This window comes from Alcaligenes sp. SJTW-7 (genome assembly GCF_047716895.1).
Lineage (GTDB): Bacteria > Pseudomonadota > Gammaproteobacteria > Burkholderiales > Burkholderiaceae_B > Alcaligenes > Alcaligenes ammonioxydans.
The window spans coordinates 3,587,133-3,605,208 of record NZ_CP136682.1 but is presented as its reverse complement, the minus strand read 5'-3'; the positions used below and the strand labels follow the sequence as shown (position 1 = coordinate 3,605,208).

Below are 18,076 nucleotides of genomic sequence, written 5' to 3'. Positions count from 1 at the left end.
CAGAATAGAAGCGGGCGGCGTGAGCGAACAGAGCAGGACCTTGGTAGTTTCGGTACTTTTAGCAAGTCTTGCAGGGTGCCGAGTGCTAAAGAGCAGGACAACATCATGCATCACACTCCACAATTACTCAGCACCCAAGACGGCTGGCTGACGGGCGAGACAACGCTGGCTGACAGCATGGGCATGCCGTTGTCTTTTGGTCATGCCTATATGACCTTGATGATCTGCCTGTCGGGCCACGCTCTGATCAGCCTGAACTTCAAGGATCAGCCTGTACGGCCTCATGATGTGCTGGTTTTGGCGGAGGACACGATTGCGCTGCTGAAAAAGCGTTCGCGCGGTTTCAAGGTGTTTTTCCTGTTGATGCCCAAGAGCCTGGCGTCAGAAGTGGCGTATCAATTGCCTAATGCCTTGTTTGTGTTCCTGCATGACCATCCACTGTGCGTGCCCCCGCAACAAGACCGGGCCTTGCTGGCGGCTTGGCTGGTGCAACTGCGCGAGATTGTGCGAACCCGCACGCTGTATCAGCACATCATGCTGCGCAATCAGTTGCAGAATTTCTTTCTGCGGATTGCCGATCAGATTCCGCCCGAGTATCAAGGCGGAAAGACGTTCAGCCGCAAGGAGCAGATCAGTTGGCGGTTCTGGGAACGGGTTGGACAGCAGTGCAGGCAGCATCGTGAGGTCAAGTTTTACGCGGATGCGCTCAATATCACCCCGTTTTACCTGTCCCAGCTGACCAAAGAGTTTTTCAACGACAGTCCCAAGGCCTTGATCGACAGGCAAGTGGTGCTGGAAATCAAGGCGCTGCTTTCCTACAGCCAGTTGGCGATGGGGCAGATCGCCGATCAGCTCAACTTTGGGGACCCCTCGTATCTGTGTCGCTACTTCAAGCGCCACACCGGGCTGTCTTTGAGCCGTTATCGCCAGCATGCGCAAGGTGAACGCACGCCGGGCTGATCGAGAGTGTGAGCAGGCCCGCTCTGGCGTGGTTCGCAAGCGAACAGGCCAGTGGTGCGGGTCGTGTCAGGTCCGTGCGGCACGAACATGGCGGTGTTGTGTGGCCCGGAAGGCGAGGTGCCGCTGCGCTTGAGAGTTATGTTTGGGAAGCAAACTCGAAGCGGCGCCGGTTTGGGGCCTACATCCGTCCCGTGAATTTGTAGCGATCGCCAGGATGCCAGAGCCTAGCGTGAGTAGTGAACTGCTCACTGGAAAACGTGCGGCGGTCCATCACCAAACAGGGCTGCTGCTCTTTCATATGCAGGGCGTGTGCGATTCCGGTGGGTGGCACCAGCACTTCAATGCTGTAAAAGCCGGTTGGCAAGGGGGCGACCCGCACCAGATATTCGTTAGGCGTGATCTGACTCCAGTCCTGCTCCATATAGTCGGGTGCCATGCGCGCATCCACCAGACGATCTTCGTACTGGATAGGCAGGCCGTTCTCGGCATGCACAATAATGGAATGAAACAGCGCCGCGCCCGGAGCAATGCCGTACAGGCGTGCCTGTGCCGGGCTGGCCTGCAGCCGCTCCATGCTCAGCACTTGACAGCTATGTTGATGACCGCGCTCGCGTATGTCTTGTGCAATGCTGCGTATCTCGATCAGCGTGGACTGGAATTTGGGTTGGGCTACATACGTGCCCGAACCCTTGATGCGGATCAGCAGTCCATCGTTGGTCAGTTCGCGCAGGGCCCGGTTGACCGTCATGCGTGATACGCCAAACTGCTCACATAAGGCTAGCTCTGTGGGAATCAGATCGCCTTCCCGCCATTGTCCGGTCTGAATCTTTTCCACGACATAGTTCTTGATCTGTACATAGACGGGGAGAGCCGATTCGGAGGACGAGTTGCTCGTCAAAGGGGCAACCATGCTGATGCTTTCCTGTAGGGACGTGTTCACACTCAAGGGTTTGTGCAGGCAACCATCGGGGGTGCTGCACCGGCCATGATTCTAATACCCCGACAGTGTCCCTGGCCGTCTGTTTTCGCGGCGCTGCCAGGGCAGGCATATGTATAGACAACTATTGGAAATGACTATACATTGGTAAAAGCTTACAAGAAAACCGTTGTTTTGTCGGCGCTTGGACCTGCCTTCCCTGGGTGGAAACAGTCTGCCAGATAGAACCAGCGCGTATCCAGAGACACCTCAGATGGAGGACAGCACCATGCCTGATCATCACACTTCGACGGCCAGCCAGGACCCCCGTTTCGATCCTGCGCGGGAGATTCATGCCCCCACGGGTACACAGCTCAGTTGCAAGAACTGGGTGGCAGAAGCCGCGTACCGCATGATTCAGAACAATCTGGACCCGGCCGTGGCCGAGAACCCCCAACATCTGGTGGTGTACGGTGGCATCGGGCGTGCGGCTCGAAACTGGGCGTGCTATGACCAGATTCTGGCCAGTCTGCGCCAACTCGAGGATGACCAGACCTTGCTGATTCAGTCCGGCAAGCCGGTGGGCGTGTTCCGTACCCACCGTGATGCGCCGCGCGTGCTGCTGGCCAACTCGAATCTGGTGCCCAAATGGGCCACGTGGGAGAAGTTTCACGAGCTGGATCAGGCCGGGTTGTTCATGTACGGACAGATGACGGCGGGCAGCTGGATCTACATCGGCAGCCAGGGCATTGTGCAAGGCACGTACGAGACTTTTGCTGAAGCAGGTCGTCAGCATTTTGGTGGTTCGCTGGCCGGGCGCTGGATTCTGACTGCTGGCCTGGGTGGCATGGGTGGCGCACAGCCCTTGGCTGCCAGCTTTGCCGGGGCGGTATCGCTGACGATTGAATGCAAGCAAAGCAGTATCGACTTCCGTTTGCAGACTCGTTATCTGGATAAGCAGGCGCGCGATCTGGGCCATGCGTTGGAGCTGATTGCCCAGCACACGGCCGCCAAGGAGGCTGTGTCGATTAGCTTGCTGGGTAATGCCGCCGATATATTGCCCGAACTGGTGCGACGCGCCCAAGCCGGTGGTTTGAAACCTGATCTGGTGACGGACCAGACATCCGCCCACGATCTGCTCAATGGCTATTTGCCTTCGGGGTGGACGGTGGAGCAGTGGCAGGCGGCGCAGAAAGACCCGGCGCAACACGCCCGCATTCAGCAAGCCGCAGCCAAGTCTTGCGCCGTTCATGTACAAGCCATGCTGGATTTTCAGAAAATGGGTATTCCGGTTGTGGACTACGGCAATAACATTCGCCAGGTCGCGTTTGATGAAGGCGTGGCCAATGCCTTCGATTTTCCCGGTTTTGTACCTGCCTATATTCGCCCCTTGTTTTGCGAGGGCAAAGGCCCGTTCCGTTGGGTGGCCTTGTCGGGCGACCCGGAAGATATCTATAAAACCGACCAGAAAATCAAAGAGCTGTTCCCCGACAATGAGCACGTGCATCGCTGGCTGGACATGGCACAGGAACGTATCGCTTTCCAGGGTCTGCCAGCTCGAATTTGTTGGCTGGGGCTGGGCGAGCGTCATCGTGCCGGTTTGGCCTTTAACGAAATGGTGCGCAAGGGCGAGCTGAAAGCGCCGATTGTGATTGGACGTGACCATCTGGACACCGGTTCGGTAGCCAGTCCGAACCGCGAAACCGAAAGCATGCGGGACGGCACGGATGCCGTGTCGGACTGGCCTTTGCTCAATGCGCTCTTGAACACAGCTGGGGGGGCCAGCTGGGTGTCGCTGCATCACGGCGGCGGCGTGGGCATGGGCTACAGCCAGCACGCGGGGATGGTGATCGTGGCCGATGGCAGCGAGCAGGCTGCGGCCCGTCTGGAGCGGGTCTTGATTAACGATTGCGCCAGTGGTGTGATGCGTCATGCGGATGCAGGTTACGAGCTGGCGATTCAAACGGCCAAGAATTTCGGGCTGACACTGCCCATGATCAAGTAAGAAAAACAGGACAGATAAATGAGCAAGAGTATCGAGCTTTCTCCCGGCGCACTGACTTTGGCGCAACTGCGCCAGATCTGGCAGAAACCGACTGTTCTGACTCTGCCGGCAGAGGCGGTGGGGGCGATGGACGCGTCCTCGGCCATTGTGGCCAAGATCATCCGTGCAGGTCATCCTGCCTATGGCATCAATACCGGCTTTGGCAAGCTGGCCCAGCAACGCATTCCCGACCACGATCTGGAACAGCTGCAAAAGAACCTGATTCTGTCGCATTCCGTAGGGGTGGGTGAGCCGGTTTCCGATGCGGTGGCACGGCTGATTATGGCCATGAAGATTGCCAGTCTGGCGCGTGGCTTTTCGGGCATACGCTCGCATGTGGTCACGACCTTGCTGGATATTCTGAATGCGGGCGTGGTGCCTTTCATTCCGTCCAAAGGTTCGGTGGGCGCATCGGGTGATTTGGCACCCTTGTCGCACATGACCTTGACGCTGATCGGGGAAGGGCAGGCCAAGTGGCACGGCGAATGGATGCCTGCCCAGCAGGCTTTGGCCAAGGCTGGTATCACCCCGATTGTGCTGGCCGCCAAGGAGGGGCTAGCCCTGATCAATGGCACGCAAGTGTCTACGGCCCTGGCATTGCATGGCTTGTTCCGCACCCAGACCTTGTTCCGCAATGCGATTTTGGCCGGAGCCTTGAGTGTGGACGCCGCCAAAGGCAGTGATGCGCCTTTTGATGCGCGTATCCATGAGGTGCGTGGACAGCCAGGACAGATTTACGCGGCCCGCTTGTATAGGGAGCTGCTGGCTGGCAGCCAGATTCGCCAGTCGCATCGGGACAATGACAACAAGGTGCAGGACCCCTACAGCTTGCGTTGCCAGCCCCAGGTGATGGGCGCGATCCACGATCTCATCACGCAAAATGAGCGCAGCTTGCTGATCGAGTCCAATGCCGTCACGGACAACCCGCTGGTATTCCCCGGCAAGAACGGTGAGCCCGATCAGGTGATTTCCGGCGGCAACTTCCACGCCGAGCCGGTGGCCTTCGCCGCCGACGGCCTGGCCCTGGCGATTGCCGAAATGGGTGCCTTGGCAGAGCGTCGAGTCGCGTTGTTGATTGATGCCAGCATTTCCGGTTTGCCACCGTTTCTGGTGCCTTCTGCCGGTTTGAATTCGGGCTTCATGATTGCCCATGTGACCGCGGCGGCGCTGGCTTCGGAAAACAAGTCCTTGGCACATCCTGCCAGCGTGGATAGCCTGCCTACGTCGGCTAACCAGGAAGACCACGTCAGCATGGCGACCTTTGCAGCGCGCAGACTGGAGGATATGGCACAAAATACCGCTGCAATTGTGGCGATTGAATTGCTGTGTGCGGCGCAGGGCATTGATTTTCATGCTCCTTTGCTGACTTCCGAGCGCTTGAGAAAGGTGCAGGACGCGATTCGTCAGGCCGTGCCTTTTTACGATCAGGATCGTTATCTGGCTCCCGATATCGAGGCCCTGAAAGCCCTGGTGCTGGACGAGAGTCTGGCTGACACGGCGGCCGACCTGTTTTAGGGTCCAGGGCGTACTCCCGAGCCTTGTTGTCTCCATGCCAGTGGCCCTGGCCCGGATGGGCGGAGCCAGGTTTTTTGCATAATGACGTGGCGGACAACCCAGTGAAAAACGACTGCGCCAGGCTTTGTTGACCGCGATGGCGAGCCAAGGACTGTCGGGCCGAGCGCGGACTAGGGCCTGCCGGGTAAGGCTTTCAGGCTCGTTTTTTCAGGCGCGGTCCAACAGCTGGCTCAGTGTGTCTTGATAGGCGGCAAACGCCGTTTCCTCCTGGGGGTGCTGGCCGTCGATCACACAGGCTTTGCCACTGACGAATACGTCGCGAATCGGATTGGTGTGGGCGCGCTCTGAAAAGACCAGGGCGGAGAGCCAATGTGATTGATCCAGTCCCGCCAAACTGGGGTGAGCCAGATCAATCACCATCAGGTCGGCCTGATGCTCGGGGGCAAGCTGCCCCGTGGCCCGCCCTGACGCCTGCGCCCCACCGCGGGCGCAGGTCCCAAATAAATAGTCTGCGACATAGGGCTGTCGAGGCGAAGCCAACACGTTGCGTTGCTGACGGCTTAAACGTTGGCCATATTCGAGCAGACGCAGTTCGGCGCGCCAGTCCACGCAGATGTGGCTGTCTGATCCGATGCCCAAGTGGCCATGGTCGGCCAGAAAAGCAGCGGCCGGAAACAGGCCGTCCCCCAGATTGGCTTCGGTTGTCGGGCATAGGCCCGCCACTGCGCCACTGCGGGCAATTTGCTGACGCTCCGGCTCGCCAATGTGAGTGGCATGAACCAGGCACCAGCGCTCGTCCACATTGAAGTTATCGTACAGGTAGGCGACCGGACTGCAACCCTTGAGCTCCTGGCACGCCAGCACTTCGGCCATCTGCTCGGCAATATGGATGTGAATCGGATGGCGGGAGGGCAGGCTATGCAGGCCGTCGAGCAGCGTGCTGATGGAACCCACATCGGTGGCACGCAGGGAATGGGGCGCCACGCCATAGCGCCGGTCCACGTTCAAAGGGTGGCTGCTGTGCAAGGATTCCAGCAGGTACAGCAGTTGCGTGGGGCTGTTCAGGAAGCGCGCTTGGTCCGGTCGCGGTGCTTTGCGGCTGAAATCGCTGTACTGATACAACACCGGCAGCAGGGTGATCGCCAGTCCGCTGGCGCTGGCCGCCTCCAGAATCCCTTGGGCCAGCAGACCCGATGGCCTGTATCGGCCTCCCTCACGCGGGTGATGCAGGTAGTGAAACTCGCAGACGCTGGTATAGCCGGCCTTGAGCATTTGTATGTAAAGCCAGTGGGCAATCGCATACAGGTGTTCAGGCTCCAGACGGGCGGCGAAACGGTACATCAGGTCGCGCCAGCTCCAAAAGCTGTCCTGGTCTTGTCCCCGAAATTCCGTCAAGCCTGCCATGGCACTTTGAAAAGCGTGCGAATGCAGATTGGGCATCCCTGGCAGCACGGCGCCCTGTGCCCGATACACCTTATCGCTCGCGTCCTTGGCGGGCGGGCAGGTTCCAGGCAGAACCTGCGTCAGCGTGCCGTGCATGTCCCAGCGCATCAGCACATCGGCTTGCCAGTGGCCGTCCAAATAGGCCCAGGGCGCCCACAGGGCTTCATGCTGTTGGACAGGGTTCATGATGACTCCTTGCGCAGATCGCGGCTGATGGCGCCTTGGTACACCACCAGGGCGCAGCGGGGCAGGCCCAGCCAGTAGACCAGTTCCGACAGTGACTCGATATCCCAGGCGACAAAATCGGCGCGGGACCCAATGCTCAGTTCGCCGGTGATGTCCGGGGCTCCCAGGGCCTGGGCGGCATGATGGGTGACGGCGGCCAGGGCCTCAGGCACCGTTAGCCTGAATAAGGTGCTGCCCATGTTCAGCATCAACAGAAGGGAGGTGCAGGGAGAGGTGCCGGGGTTGCTGTCGGTGGACAAGGCCATGGGTACGCCGTGCTTGCGCAGCAGCTCGATCGGGGGCAACTGGGTTTCACGCAGGAAGTAATAGGCGCCGGGCAGCAGTACGGCAACCGTTCCGGCTTCTTTCATGGCGATCACCCCTGCTTCATCCAGATACTCCAGATGATCGGTGGACAGGGCGCGGTAGCGTGTCGCCATTGCCGTGCCCCCTAGATTGGAGAGCTGCTCGGCATGCATTTTTACAGGTAGTTTTAGGGCTTGGGCCGCTTTCAGTACGTGCTCGGACTGTCTCAGATCAAAGGCGATGCGTTCACAAAATACATCCACAGCGTCAATCAACCCCTCTTGTGCCAGGGTGGGCATCATCTGGCTGCAGACCTGATCCACATAGGCGTCGGTTTGACCTGCGAACTCCGGGGGCAGGGCATGAGCACCTAAAAAGGTAGTGCGCACTGTGACCGGGCGCAACTCTCCTAAACGCCGGGCCACGCGCAGCATTTTTCGCTCGCTGTCCAGATCCAGGCCGTAGCCCGACTTGATTTCGATTGCGGTCACGCCTTCGTCCAACAAAGCATCCAGACGACGCAGGGACTGGGCCAGCAGTTGCTCCTCGCTCAGGCAACGGGTGGCCTGAACCGTTGAAACAATACCGCCTCCCTGGCGGGCTATTTCCTCATAGGAGGCTCCGGCCAGCCGCAAAGCGAATTCCTGGGCTCGGGTGCCACCGTAAACCAGGTGAGTGTGACAGTCGATCAGGCCGGGGGTGACCCAGCGATTGTCCAGCTTGTGTACGTGTTTGGCCTGTTGCCATTGGGGGGGGAGTGCATGCCGGGGCCCCATCCAGACGATGCGGCCCGCTTGTTCGACCAGGCAGGCATCCTCAATGACGTGTTCGGGGTCGGCGCGGGGAGCCAGACGTAAATCAGTCCAGAGTGTGTAGTTCATCAGTCATTCCGTAGGGGCGATATACGCGTAGACCAGCGGGGCCGCGGCATGATCGGCGGTCAGTTGCAAGGAGACGGAGACAGGGGTGGAGCCGATCAGGGCCTGCTCTGCGGTCAGAGCCCAGCTTGCGGTTCCAGCCTGACATGTATAGCCGCCGCGTGGTGCGTACAGAAAGTGCGTGCCTGCCTCCAGCTGCACAGGAGTGTCGCGTCCCGCCCATGCCTGCAGACGGCCCTGGGCCCGGCCCCGGCGCACCATCAGATTCAAATCCTGGGTAGGGCCCTGCGCCAAGAAGCAGCTAACCTTGTCCTCACCCGCAAAGACATAGGGTTGGAAGGGATGCAGTGCATGGCGCTGTTCGTTGTGAATCAACTGCATGTGCTCGCCTTCGATGAGCAGGATATGGCGCTCTATACCGGGAAAACGGGAAAAATCACCGGAGGTTTGCACATGGGCCAGGCTAAGGCGCCAGTCAAAGCTTTCATATCCTGCTTGGGGGGGATGGCACAGGATCTCGCGTGTGGTGCCGCCCCCATTTTTCCAGTTTTGCACGGGCAGCTTGCTGATGGTTAGCAGGCCAAACAAAGTGCTTGGGTGGGGCTGGCTCATGGTGGCAGGGCTCCATGCGGATTTTAAATTGTATATACAATAACGAAGTATAGATAAAGCGCGACGTTTGTCTGGGCCGAGAGCTTGTTTTTTCAGGGTAAATCCGGAGCGGATGCGCGTTGGCTACTTGCGCTGCAAGCCGCTTGGTGGCAAGGTATACGCTAATAAACCCGCGTCATAATTCATTCAAAGGTGCAGGATGCCTGGTTTTCCGGCATCCTGCGTTCATTGTTGCAAGCTATAAAGTTTGCATATGAAGTATTTAATCGTTCTTCTTCAGGACTTTTCCGAATCATGGATACCCTCTCGCAGCCTTTTACCTTTTCCCAACGTGCCCAGAAACTGAGTGGCTCCGCAATTCGTGAAATTCTCAAGGTCACGGCGCGACCCGAGATTATTTCCTTTGCGGGCGGTCTGCCCACTCCAGTCGGCTTTCCTGTCGAGGAAATGCAAAGCGCGTTCAACAAGGTATTGAGCGAGCAGGGGCGGACTGCGCTGCAATACACCACGACTGAAGGATATCTGCCGCTGCGCCAATGGTTGGCCGAGCAAATGAGCGCCGAAGGCGCGCCCGTTCAGGCCGATGAGATTTTGCTGGTGAACGGTTCCCAGCAGGCGCTGGACATGCTGGGCAAGCTGTTCATTGACGAGGGTAGCAAGGTATTGGTGGAGTCCCCGACCTATCTGGGCGCTTTGCAAGCTTTGTCGGTCTACGATCCTTCTTTCGTCGCCATTCCGACTGACGGTCAGGGCATGATTCCCGAATATGTCTCGGCACCGGAGGCCATGGGCGCTCGTCTGTTGTACGCCTTGCCCAATTTCCAGAATCCGACTGGCTTGCGTCTGCCGTTGGAACGCCGCCAGGATCTGGTGGAGCGCTGCGCTGCGGCCCATATTCCTATTATCGAGGACGATCCCTACGGCGAGTTGCGTTATGCCGGCGAGCGCCTGCCCAGCCTGCTGTCCCTGGGGCGCAAGGCAGGCGCGACTGTGGTGCGTTTGGGCACGTTCTCCAAAGTGCTGGCTCCCGGCCTGCGCCTGGGTTACATCGTGGCCCCTGCCAAAATCATCGACAAACTGGTGCAGATCAAGCAGGCCACGGACTTGCACACGTCCACACTGACACAGATGGCGGTTTACGAAGCCGTACATAACGGTTTCCTGGAACAGCACCTGCCCAAAGTGCGCGATATTTACCAGAAACAGTGCGCCATCATGCTGGACGCCATGGACAAGAACTTCCCGGACACGGCCCAATGGACCCGTCCTGAGGGTGGCATGTTCATTTGGGTGACCTTGCCCGAGCACGTGGATGCCACGGCCCTGTTGCAAAAAGCCATTGAAAATCTGGTGGCCTTTGTGCCTGGTGAGCCGTTCTACGCGGGCAATGGCGTCAAGCGCAACACATTGCGCCTGAGCTTTGCGACCGTACCCGAGGAAAAAATTCGCGAAGGCATTGCCATCTTGGGTAAACTCATCAAAGAAGCCTGATCGCTATCTGACGGGCATGGGGCGCAGCCAGACGGGTTTGCGCCTTTTCAAGCGCTGGCTCAGCCAGCGTTGTGGTTTTCAGCGCCGCTTATTGCACTTTCTTGGCTCCCAGAGCGTGAACGGGTTTCTGGAATCCACCGCATACCCTCTGTCAGAGGGTATGCTTGTTTTCGGTCTATGGCCCAGGGCCTGGATTTGGGTTTTACCTCTATGACATCTCCATCCGCTTCGAAAGCCCCCCCGCGTCCAGATCTGTCGGATATGCGCCCCAACAATGATTGGGTAGCCCGCTATCTGCCTGCCTCCTGGGGGCCGTATGCCCGGCTGTGCCGCTTGGATAGGCCAGTAGGCACCTGGTTGACTCTGCTGCCCGCGCTTGCCGCTCTGGTGCAGGCCGCGGACGGACTGCCCACCTTGTGGCGTCTGGTGATCTTTTCCCTGGGCGCTTTGCTGATGCGCGGTATTGGCTGCTGCTTTAACGATATGGCGGATCGCAATTTCGACCATCAGGTCGAGCGTACCCGTTTTCGTCCCTTGACCAGTGGCCAGATCACCATGCGTCAGGCCGTGCTCTTCGTGCTGGCGCAAATGGCCGTGTGTGCCTTGCTGCTGTTGGCGATCAATGAATACAGCCGGTGGCTGGCGCTGGCCTTGTTCCCGATTGTGATGATTTATCCCCTGTGCAAGCGTTTTACCTATTGGCCGCAAGTGGTCCTGGGCATCTGCTTTAACTGGGGCATGTTGATGGCCTGGTCGGACACCCAGAACATGGTGCCTTTTGGTGCCATCCTGATGTGGGTGGGCGCGATTTTGTGGCAGGTTGGCTACGACTCCATCTATGCCTATATCGACATGGCTGACGATACCAAGCTGGGTCTGCACTCCACGGCGCTGCGTTTTCGCGAGGCAGGCAAGACCTGGATCAGCGGTTTTTACATTGCCGCCATGTTGTGCTGGCTGATCGGCGGTTATCTGCTGAACGAGCGTATTCTGTATTACGCGGTCATGGCGCTGATTGCGCTGCATCTGCTGTGGCAAATGCGGCATTTTGACGTGCGCTATCCCGAACGAGGCCTGCGCCTTTTCCGTGCCAACATCTGGGTTGGTGTCTTGCTGGTGGTGGCTGCTTTGGCCGGCACTCTCCGTTTGGCTTGATACGTATTCAAGCAATTTACGTAAAGTTTTAAAGGTTTGAAAAATGGCCTCTCCTCTTGAGTATGTTGCAACGGCGCTGTTTGCCATTGCCATCGTCCACACCTTTTCGGTTCCGGTGTTTGCACGCTTGGCCAATAAAGGCGGCAGCCATGCAGGGCTGTGGCACATGTTGTCCGAGGTTGAGGCGGTGTTTGGCGTGTGGGCCTGTGTGCTGGTGGCCTATATGGCTGTTTTTGTGGATTTACAGTCGGCGATTGAGTATCTGGAAGGGCGCAACTTTACCGAACCCATGTTCGTGTTTGCGATCATGGTGGTCGCGGCCAGCCGTCCCATTTTAGAGCTGGTGAACAAGACGGTGTCCGTCCTGGCCCGTGCGCTTCCCATGTCTGACAAGATTTCCACGTATTTCATTACGATTTCCGTGGTGCCTCTGGCCGGTTCGCTGATTACCGAGCCGGCCGCCATGACCCTGGCGGCGCTCCTGCTGCATAAAGCCTATTTCCGTCATCAAGGCCATGCCGGCTTCAAGTATTTGACCGTGGGTGTTCTGTTTGTGAACGTCTCCATCGGCGGCGTCCTGACGGCCTATGCGGCCCCGCCCGTCCTGATGGTGGCCAGTACCTTTGGCTGGGATACAGCCTATATGTCCACCCACTTCGGGTGGCGTGCGGTCGTCGCGGTGCTGATCAATGCCACGTTGGTCACGCTGGTGTGCCGCAAGGCCTTGCTGGAAATGGGCCAGGGCATGCCCCAGGAAGCCAAGACGCAGCGTTCCGTGCCTGTGACCGTCATGGCCATTCATGTGGCTTTTCTGGTTGCGATTGTCTTGGGCGCGCATCATCCAATTGTGTTCATGGCCTTGTTGATGCTGTTCATCGGCTATGCCCACTCGTACAAACACTACCAAAGCCCCTTGCTGGTGCGTGAAGGTTTGATGGTCGGCTTTTTCCTGGCAGGGCTGGTGGTGCTGGGTGGACTACAAAAATGGTGGCTTCAGGATCTGCTGGGTGGTCTGTCGCCCACGGTGCTGTTCTGGGGGGCTACCGCCTTGACGGCTGTCACCGACAACGCGGCCTTGACTTACCTGGGCTCCCTGGTTGAGGGGACCTCGGAAATCTGGCGTTACATGTTGGTCGCGGGTGCGGTCACAGGGGGCGGTTTGACAGTGATCGCCAATGCGCCCAATCCAGCCGGTTTCTCCATTTTGAAAGGCAGTTTCCCGGACGGCGCCATCTCGCCGTTGCGCTTGTTGCTCAGTGCGGCCGCGCCCACCCTGGTTGCTGCCTGCCTGTTTCTGATCTGAACCTGGTGCCCACCTTGCGCGGTGACTCTGGCGGGGTGCAAGTTCAGTGCGATTGAACGCCAAAAGGGCTAAAATCAAGCCAGAAGCGCTCCCGTGACGTGTTTGCGGGGGCCCGTTGAGCGGGGCGCCGGCTTGAAATGGGCAGGTGCCGTCCCCATTTACTGGTATCTCGAAATTTGTTTCGGCTTTTTTTAGTTAGGATGAGTCGTGCCAATCTATGCGTATAAATGCAGCTCGTGCCAATACGAAAAAGATGTGCTGCAAAAAATGTCGGACCCCGTTTTAGAGGTTTGTCCAGAATGCAATCAGCCCACCTTTACCAAACAGGTAACGGCGGCCGGGTTCCAGCTCAAGGGTACGGGCTGGTATGTAACGGACTTCCGTAACCAGGGTGGCAGCAAGCCTGCGGACAGCGGCTCGGCATCCACGCCAGCTGCTTCGTCGGCGCCTGCGCCTTCAACGTCCAGTTAACACTATTTCTTATGCGCCCCTTCAAGCGTTATTTCGTCACTGGTCTGCTCATTTGGGTGCCCCTGGTCATTACAGTCTGGGTGCTGACCTTGCTGATCGAGACGCTGGAGAGCGTTGTGCCGGAGTTCCTGTCTTCGCAGGCCTTGTTTGGCCTGCGGATTCCCGGCTTTAGAATTTTGCTGGTGCTGGCGGTCTTGTTCGGCACGGGTTTGCTGGCGGCCAATTACCTGGGCCGTGCGATGGTGGATCGTTGGGAATTGCTACTTGGGCGTATTCCTTTGGTTCGTTCCATTTATAATTCGGTCAAGCAAGTCAGCGATACGGTGTTGGCACCCGACGGTCAGGCTTTTCGCGAGGCTGTCTTGGTGCAGTATCCCAGGGCCGGCTCCTGGACCATTGCCTTTTTAACCGGTACACCGGGCGGACAAGTGGCGCAGATACTGGGAGACGACTTTGTCAGTGTCTACGTGCCCACGACGCCCAACCCGACCTCCGGTTTTTTCCTGATGATGCCTCGGGCGGACGTTCACAAGCTCGACATGACGGTGGATGCAGCGCTTAAATACATCGTATCCATGGGCGTGGTCAGCCCTGTCGAGCCCATAGCCCTACCCCCAGTTTCTGACCAGCCTGCGGGCCCTGAAGGGACGCCCCCTTTGGCTGGAACCTGAATTTTCCAATTTGCAGTTTTTACTATTTCGGAGTCATCCTAGATGCGTACGTGTTATACCGGCGAGGTTTCCAAAGAATACCTGGGCCAGACGGTCAATTTGTTTGGCTGGGTACATCGTCGCCGCGACCACGGGGGTGTGATTTTCATTGATCTGCGCGACCGTGAGGGTCTGGCGCAGGTTGTGGTCAATCCTGACAACGTGCAGGCCTTTGAAGTGGCTGAGCGCATCCGTAATGAGTACTGCCTGCGCATTACCGGTCGCGTTCAGGCTCGTCCCGAAGGCACGGTCAATTCGGATCTGCGCTCGGGCGAAATCGAGATCGTCTGTGACGAAATCGAGATCCTGAACGCTTCGGTCACACCCGCTTTCCAGCTTGATGATGACAATCTGTCCGAAACCACCCGTTTGACGCACCGTGTCCTGGATTTGCGCCGTCCGCAAATGCAGAACAACCTGATGCTGCGCTACAAAGTGTCCATGCAGGCCCGTCGCTACCTGGACGACCTGGGGTTCATCGATATTGAAACGCCCATGTTGACCAAGAGCACCCCCGAAGGCGCTCGCGACTATCTGGTGCCTTCGCGTGTGAACGCCGGCGAATTTTTTGCGCTGCCCCAGTCGCCCCAACTGTTCAAGCAGATGCTGATGGTGTCGGGCTTTGACCGCTACTACCAGATCACCAAGTGCTTTCGCGATGAGGACTTGCGTGCGGACCGCCAGCCCGAATTTACCCAGATCGACTGCGAAACCTCTTTCCTGAACGAAGAGCAGATTCGCGAGATTTTCGAGGGCATGGTCACACATATTTTCCGCACGGTGCAAAATGTGGAGCTGCCCAAGTTCCCCACCATGAGCTGGACTGAAGCCATGCAGCGCTACGGCTCGGACAAGCCTGATCTGCGCGTCAAGCTGGAGTTCGTGGATGTGGCTGACCTGATGCGTGAAGTGGATTTCAAGGTCTTTTCCGCACCGGCCAACGACCCAAGCTGCCGTGTGGTTGCCTTGCGCATTCCTGGCGGTGGCGCCATGCCCCGCAGCGAAATCGACGCCTACACCAAGTTTGTCGGTATTTACGGCGCCAAGGGCCTGGCCTACATCAAGGTCAACGATGTGACCTCGATTCCTGAGGGCCTGCAGTCGCCCATCGTCAAGAACATCAATGTAGAGGTTCTGAAGCAGTTGATGGAGCGCACAGGTGCTCAGAATGGTGACCTGATCTTCTTTGGTGCCGACAAGGCCAAGATCGTCAACGACGCGATCGGCGCGCTGCGTATCAAGATCGGTCACAGCGAGTTCGGCAAGGAAAACGGCCTATTCGAAGAAGGCTGGAAACCTCTGTGGGTGGTGGACTTCCCCATGTTCGAGTACGACGAGGGCGAGAACCGCTACTTCGCCGCTCACCACCCGTTCACCAGCCCCAAAGATGGTCACGAAGATCTGTTGGAAACCGATCCCGGCAAGGCCTTTGCCAAGGCCTACGACATGGTGCTGAACGGTTGGGAAGTGGGTGGCGGCTCGGTCCGTATCCACCGCGCCGATGTTCAAAGCAAAGTATTCAATGCCTTGAAGATTGGCCCTGAAGAAGCTCAGCTCAAATTTGGCTTCCTGCTCGATGCCTTGCAATACGGTGCGCCTCCACACGGCGGTCTGGCCATGGGTCTGGACCGACTGGTTACCCTGATGGCGGGCGCGGATTCGATCCGTGACGTGATCGCGTTCCCCAAGACGCAGCGTGCTCAGTGTTTGCTGACTCAGGCCCCCTCGGCGGTGGATGAGCAGCAACTGCGCGAGTTGCATATCCGTCTGCGGGCCGTGGACAACAAATAAGTCAAATCGGGGGACGGCGTGTCAGTGATTCGGGTAGTCAGCTACAACATTCACAAAGGACGCTCGGCTTCTGGCAAACGAGAGTCCTTGGCGGATTTGCGCCTGGGACTGTACGGACTGTCTCCCGACTTGCTGTTTTTGCAGGAAGTGCAGGGGCGCAACCAGCTGCAAAGCAGTCTGGACGCCCAGCATGAGTCTTTGGCTGCGGCCTTGCGCATGAATACGGCCTATGGCTGCAATGTGGTTCGTCCGTATACGGACCACGGCAATGCCTTGCTATCGCGTTTTCCTATCCTGCAGTATGAAAACCAGGATATTTCGGATCACCGCATGGAGCAGCGTGGTCTACTCCATGCGGTCATTGATATTGATGGCCGCCCGGTGCATTGCATTGTGGTCCACCTGGGACTGTTTAACAGTGGCCGGGTTCGTCAGGTGCAGGCGCTGCTCGATCGCATCAAGCGCATTGTCCCGGCCGATGAGCCGTTGCTGATTGCGGGCGACTTCAATGACTGGAATAACCGGCTGGCCCCGATTTTTGTGCAGCAATTGAACCTGTACGAAGTGTTTTCTTTCTCGCCTCGCGGACAGGTTGATAACCGTTTCCGCTTGCGCCAGCCCATCAAGTGGCTGCGTACCCGGCGTAAAAGCGGGTTGGTGGTGCCTGAGCAGGGCATACAACTGGGTGTGAACGGCGCAGCGCGCATGACGCCTCCTCCCCGCACGTTCCCAGCGGCATTCCCCTGGCTACGACTGGATCGGGTTTATCAGCGTGGTTTCGCGGTCCGTAATGCCCGTGTGCTGGTGGGGGACCCCTGGAAGCAGTTGTCTGATCATGCCCCTATCCTGACTGAGCTGGAGCTGCCCTGAAGGAGCTTTGCCGTTCAGTGGTTTCTTAACGCATAGGCCTTGCAAACATGCCGAGTCTGAAGCGCGATCCACTTTGGCACGATGGTAATCAGATCACCTTGCTGCAAAATGGGCAGGAGTTTTTTCCGGCTATTTGTCAGGCGATCGATCAGGCCACCAAGCGCCTGCATCTGGAAACCTATATCTTCAACCTGGATGATAGCGGTCACAGTGTTCTGGACGCCTTGCGTCGGGCCTGTGAGCGAGGGGTACGCGTGCGTGTGGTGATCGACGGCTTTGGCAGTGATGTCTATGCCTTGCAGATCGCTGAGCAGTTAAAGGCCATGCGAGCGCGTTATCGAATTTACCGACCCAAGCCCAAAGGATGGCGGGAGCCGCGTCTATCCCTACGACGTTTGCGCCGGTTGCACCGCAAGATGCTGGTGGTTGATGAGCGCATTGGTTTTGTGGGCGGCATCAATATCCTGGATGATTTTGATGAGGTGCCGCTAATCGATGGGAAGGGCAGGCCACGTTTTGATTTTGCCGTGCGCTGCGAGGGGCCGATCGTCGATGATATGGTGCGCGCCCAACAGGCCTTGTGGCTGCGCATGGCCTGGCGCAGACGCAAGGACTGGGACAGTTTTACGCAACGCTTCACCACCTGGCGCGAGTGGCGCAAACGGCGTCAGGCTCGCAAGAAAGCGCAGCAGGCCGGAGAGGTGTTCGAGGGGGTCCGGGCCACCTTGTTGCTGCGGGATAATGTGCGCTATCGTCAGCAGATTGAGCAGGCTTACTTGCACCTGCTGGGCAAGGCGCAGCAACAGGTGATTTTGGCCAATGCTTACTTTTTCCCGGGCCGCAGCCTGCGGCGACGCATTGAGCAGACGGCACAGCGGGGCGTGCGGGTGCGTTTGTTGCTGCAAGGTCATGCCGAGTATTTTCTGCAATATCGGGCCTGTAGATTTATGTACGGGCAGTTGCTGGACCACGGCATCGAGCTGTACGAGTACAAGGCCAGTTACTTGCACGCCAAAGTGGCGGTCATTGATGATTACTCCATGGTGGGCTCATCCAATCTGGACCCGTTCAGCCTGTTGCTGGCGCGTGAGGCCAATGTCCTGATTCAGGATGCGCCGTTCACCCGGGATTTGCAGGCCAAGCTGGAATACGAAATCGAGCACAATGCCACGCGGGTTCATCAGGAACACTATCAGCGTCTGGGTTGGCTGAGCAGGCTGGTCGATTATCTGGCATATGGTATGTTGCGTCTGGGTGTGCTCTTGACGGGCAAATCGTCCTTGTACTGAGGTCGGTGCGGCTTTGCTCAGGCGGGGCTTTACCCATACAAGGAGTCGGCCGACAGGCCGCGCCTTATAAAATATTTCTTATACTTTAATAGTTTGG

Annotated in this window: 15 protein-coding genes; 11 read left to right on the top strand and 4 right to left on the bottom strand. The window is 58.0% G+C overall.

All coding sequences use genetic code 11. The annotated features are described in order from the left end of the window. Positions 1–105: 105 nt before the first annotated feature. Positions 106–960: an AraC family transcriptional regulator gene (locus RSQ48_RS16330; protein WP_003805212.1), complete on the top strand. Its 855-nt coding sequence runs from the start codon at positions 106–108 to the stop codon at positions 958–960. 178 nt (positions 961–1,138) lie between these two features. Here the strand turns inward: RSQ48_RS16330 and hutC are convergent, their stop codons facing one another. Continuing rightward, positions 1,139–1,870, bottom strand: coding sequence for a histidine utilization repressor (gene hutC, locus RSQ48_RS16325; protein WP_003805211.1), 732 nt, complete (start codon positions 1,868–1,870; stop codon positions 1,139–1,141). 280 nt (positions 1,871–2,150) lie between these two features. Between hutC and hutU the strand changes: the two genes are divergently transcribed. Both hutU and hutH read left to right on the top strand, forming a co-directional pair. After that, on the top strand, positions 2,151–3,881 hold the full coding sequence (gene hutU / locus RSQ48_RS16320) for a urocanate hydratase (protein WP_240209102.1): 1,731 nt from the start codon (positions 2,151–2,153) through the stop codon (positions 3,879–3,881). 18 nt (positions 3,882–3,899) lie between these two features. Continuing rightward, positions 3,900–5,435 carry a histidine ammonia-lyase gene (gene hutH, locus RSQ48_RS16315; protein WP_240209101.1) on the top strand — a complete coding sequence of 512 codons (1,536 nt, stop codon included), beginning with the start codon at positions 3,900–3,902 and terminating at the stop codon, positions 5,433–5,435. Positions 5,436–5,642: 207 nt separating this feature from the next. Here the strand turns inward: hutH and RSQ48_RS16310 are convergent, their stop codons facing one another. The 3 genes from RSQ48_RS16310 to RSQ48_RS16300 are packed head-to-tail and all read right to left on the bottom strand — an operon-like array spanning position 5,643 to position 8,899. Further along, positions 5,643–7,064: a formimidoylglutamate deiminase gene (locus RSQ48_RS16310; protein WP_240209100.1), complete on the bottom strand. Its 1,422-nt coding sequence runs from the start codon at positions 7,062–7,064 to the stop codon at positions 5,643–5,645. Further along, positions 7,061–8,290 (bottom strand): imidazolonepropionase, encoded by a 1,230-nt coding sequence (gene hutI / locus RSQ48_RS16305; protein WP_240209099.1) that lies wholly within the window; start codon positions 8,288–8,290, stop codon positions 7,061–7,063. The genes RSQ48_RS16310 and hutI overlap by 4 nt, the downstream gene beginning before the upstream one ends. Before the next feature lie 3 nt (positions 8,291–8,293). Further along, positions 8,294–8,899, bottom strand: coding sequence for a HutD family protein (locus tag RSQ48_RS16300; RefSeq protein ID WP_240209098.1), 606 nt, complete (start codon positions 8,897–8,899; stop codon positions 8,294–8,296). Positions 8,900–9,193: 294 nt separating this feature from the next. Between RSQ48_RS16300 and RSQ48_RS16295 the strand changes: the two genes are divergently transcribed. The 8 genes from RSQ48_RS16295 (at position 9,194) to clsB (ending at position 17,979) form a co-directional block, all read left to right on the top strand. Then, positions 9,194–10,390: a PLP-dependent aminotransferase family protein gene (locus tag RSQ48_RS16295; RefSeq protein ID WP_003805199.1), complete on the top strand. Its 1,197-nt coding sequence runs from the start codon at positions 9,194–9,196 to the stop codon at positions 10,388–10,390. Positions 10,391–10,600: 210 nt separating this feature from the next. After that, positions 10,601–11,545, top strand: a complete 945-nt coding sequence (gene ubiA / locus RSQ48_RS16290) for a 4-hydroxybenzoate octaprenyltransferase (RefSeq protein WP_039944086.1) — start codon at positions 10,601–10,603, stop codon at positions 11,543–11,545. Positions 11,546–11,588: 43 nt separating this feature from the next. Next, positions 11,589–12,848, top strand: a complete 1,260-nt coding sequence (locus RSQ48_RS16285) for a putative Na+/H+ antiporter (RefSeq protein ID WP_003805195.1) — start codon at positions 11,589–11,591, stop codon at positions 12,846–12,848. A gap of 207 nt (positions 12,849–13,055) precedes the next feature. Further along, positions 13,056–13,319, top strand: a complete 264-nt coding sequence (locus RSQ48_RS16280; protein ID WP_003805193.1) for an FmdB family zinc ribbon protein — start codon at positions 13,056–13,058, stop codon at positions 13,317–13,319. 11 nt (positions 13,320–13,330) lie between these two features. Next, positions 13,331–13,990 (top strand): DUF502 domain-containing protein, encoded by a 660-nt coding sequence (locus tag RSQ48_RS16275; RefSeq protein WP_003805190.1) that lies wholly within the window; start codon positions 13,331–13,333, stop codon positions 13,988–13,990. Between the two features lie 42 nt (positions 13,991–14,032). Beyond that, complete coding sequence (gene aspS / locus RSQ48_RS16270; RefSeq protein WP_003805188.1) at positions 14,033–15,820, top strand: aspartate--tRNA ligase; 1,788 nt, start codon at positions 14,033–14,035, stop codon at positions 15,818–15,820. An 18-nt stretch (positions 15,821–15,838) separates the two neighbouring features. Then, positions 15,839–16,690, top strand: a complete 852-nt coding sequence (locus tag RSQ48_RS16265; protein ID WP_003805186.1) for an endonuclease/exonuclease/phosphatase family protein — start codon at positions 15,839–15,841, stop codon at positions 16,688–16,690. Positions 16,691–16,737: 47 nt separating this feature from the next. Beyond that, positions 16,738–17,979 carry a cardiolipin synthase ClsB gene (gene clsB, locus RSQ48_RS16260; RefSeq protein WP_003805185.1) on the top strand — a complete coding sequence of 414 codons (1,242 nt, stop codon included), beginning with the start codon at positions 16,738–16,740 and terminating at the stop codon, positions 17,977–17,979. Positions 17,980–18,076: the final 97 nt, after the last annotated feature.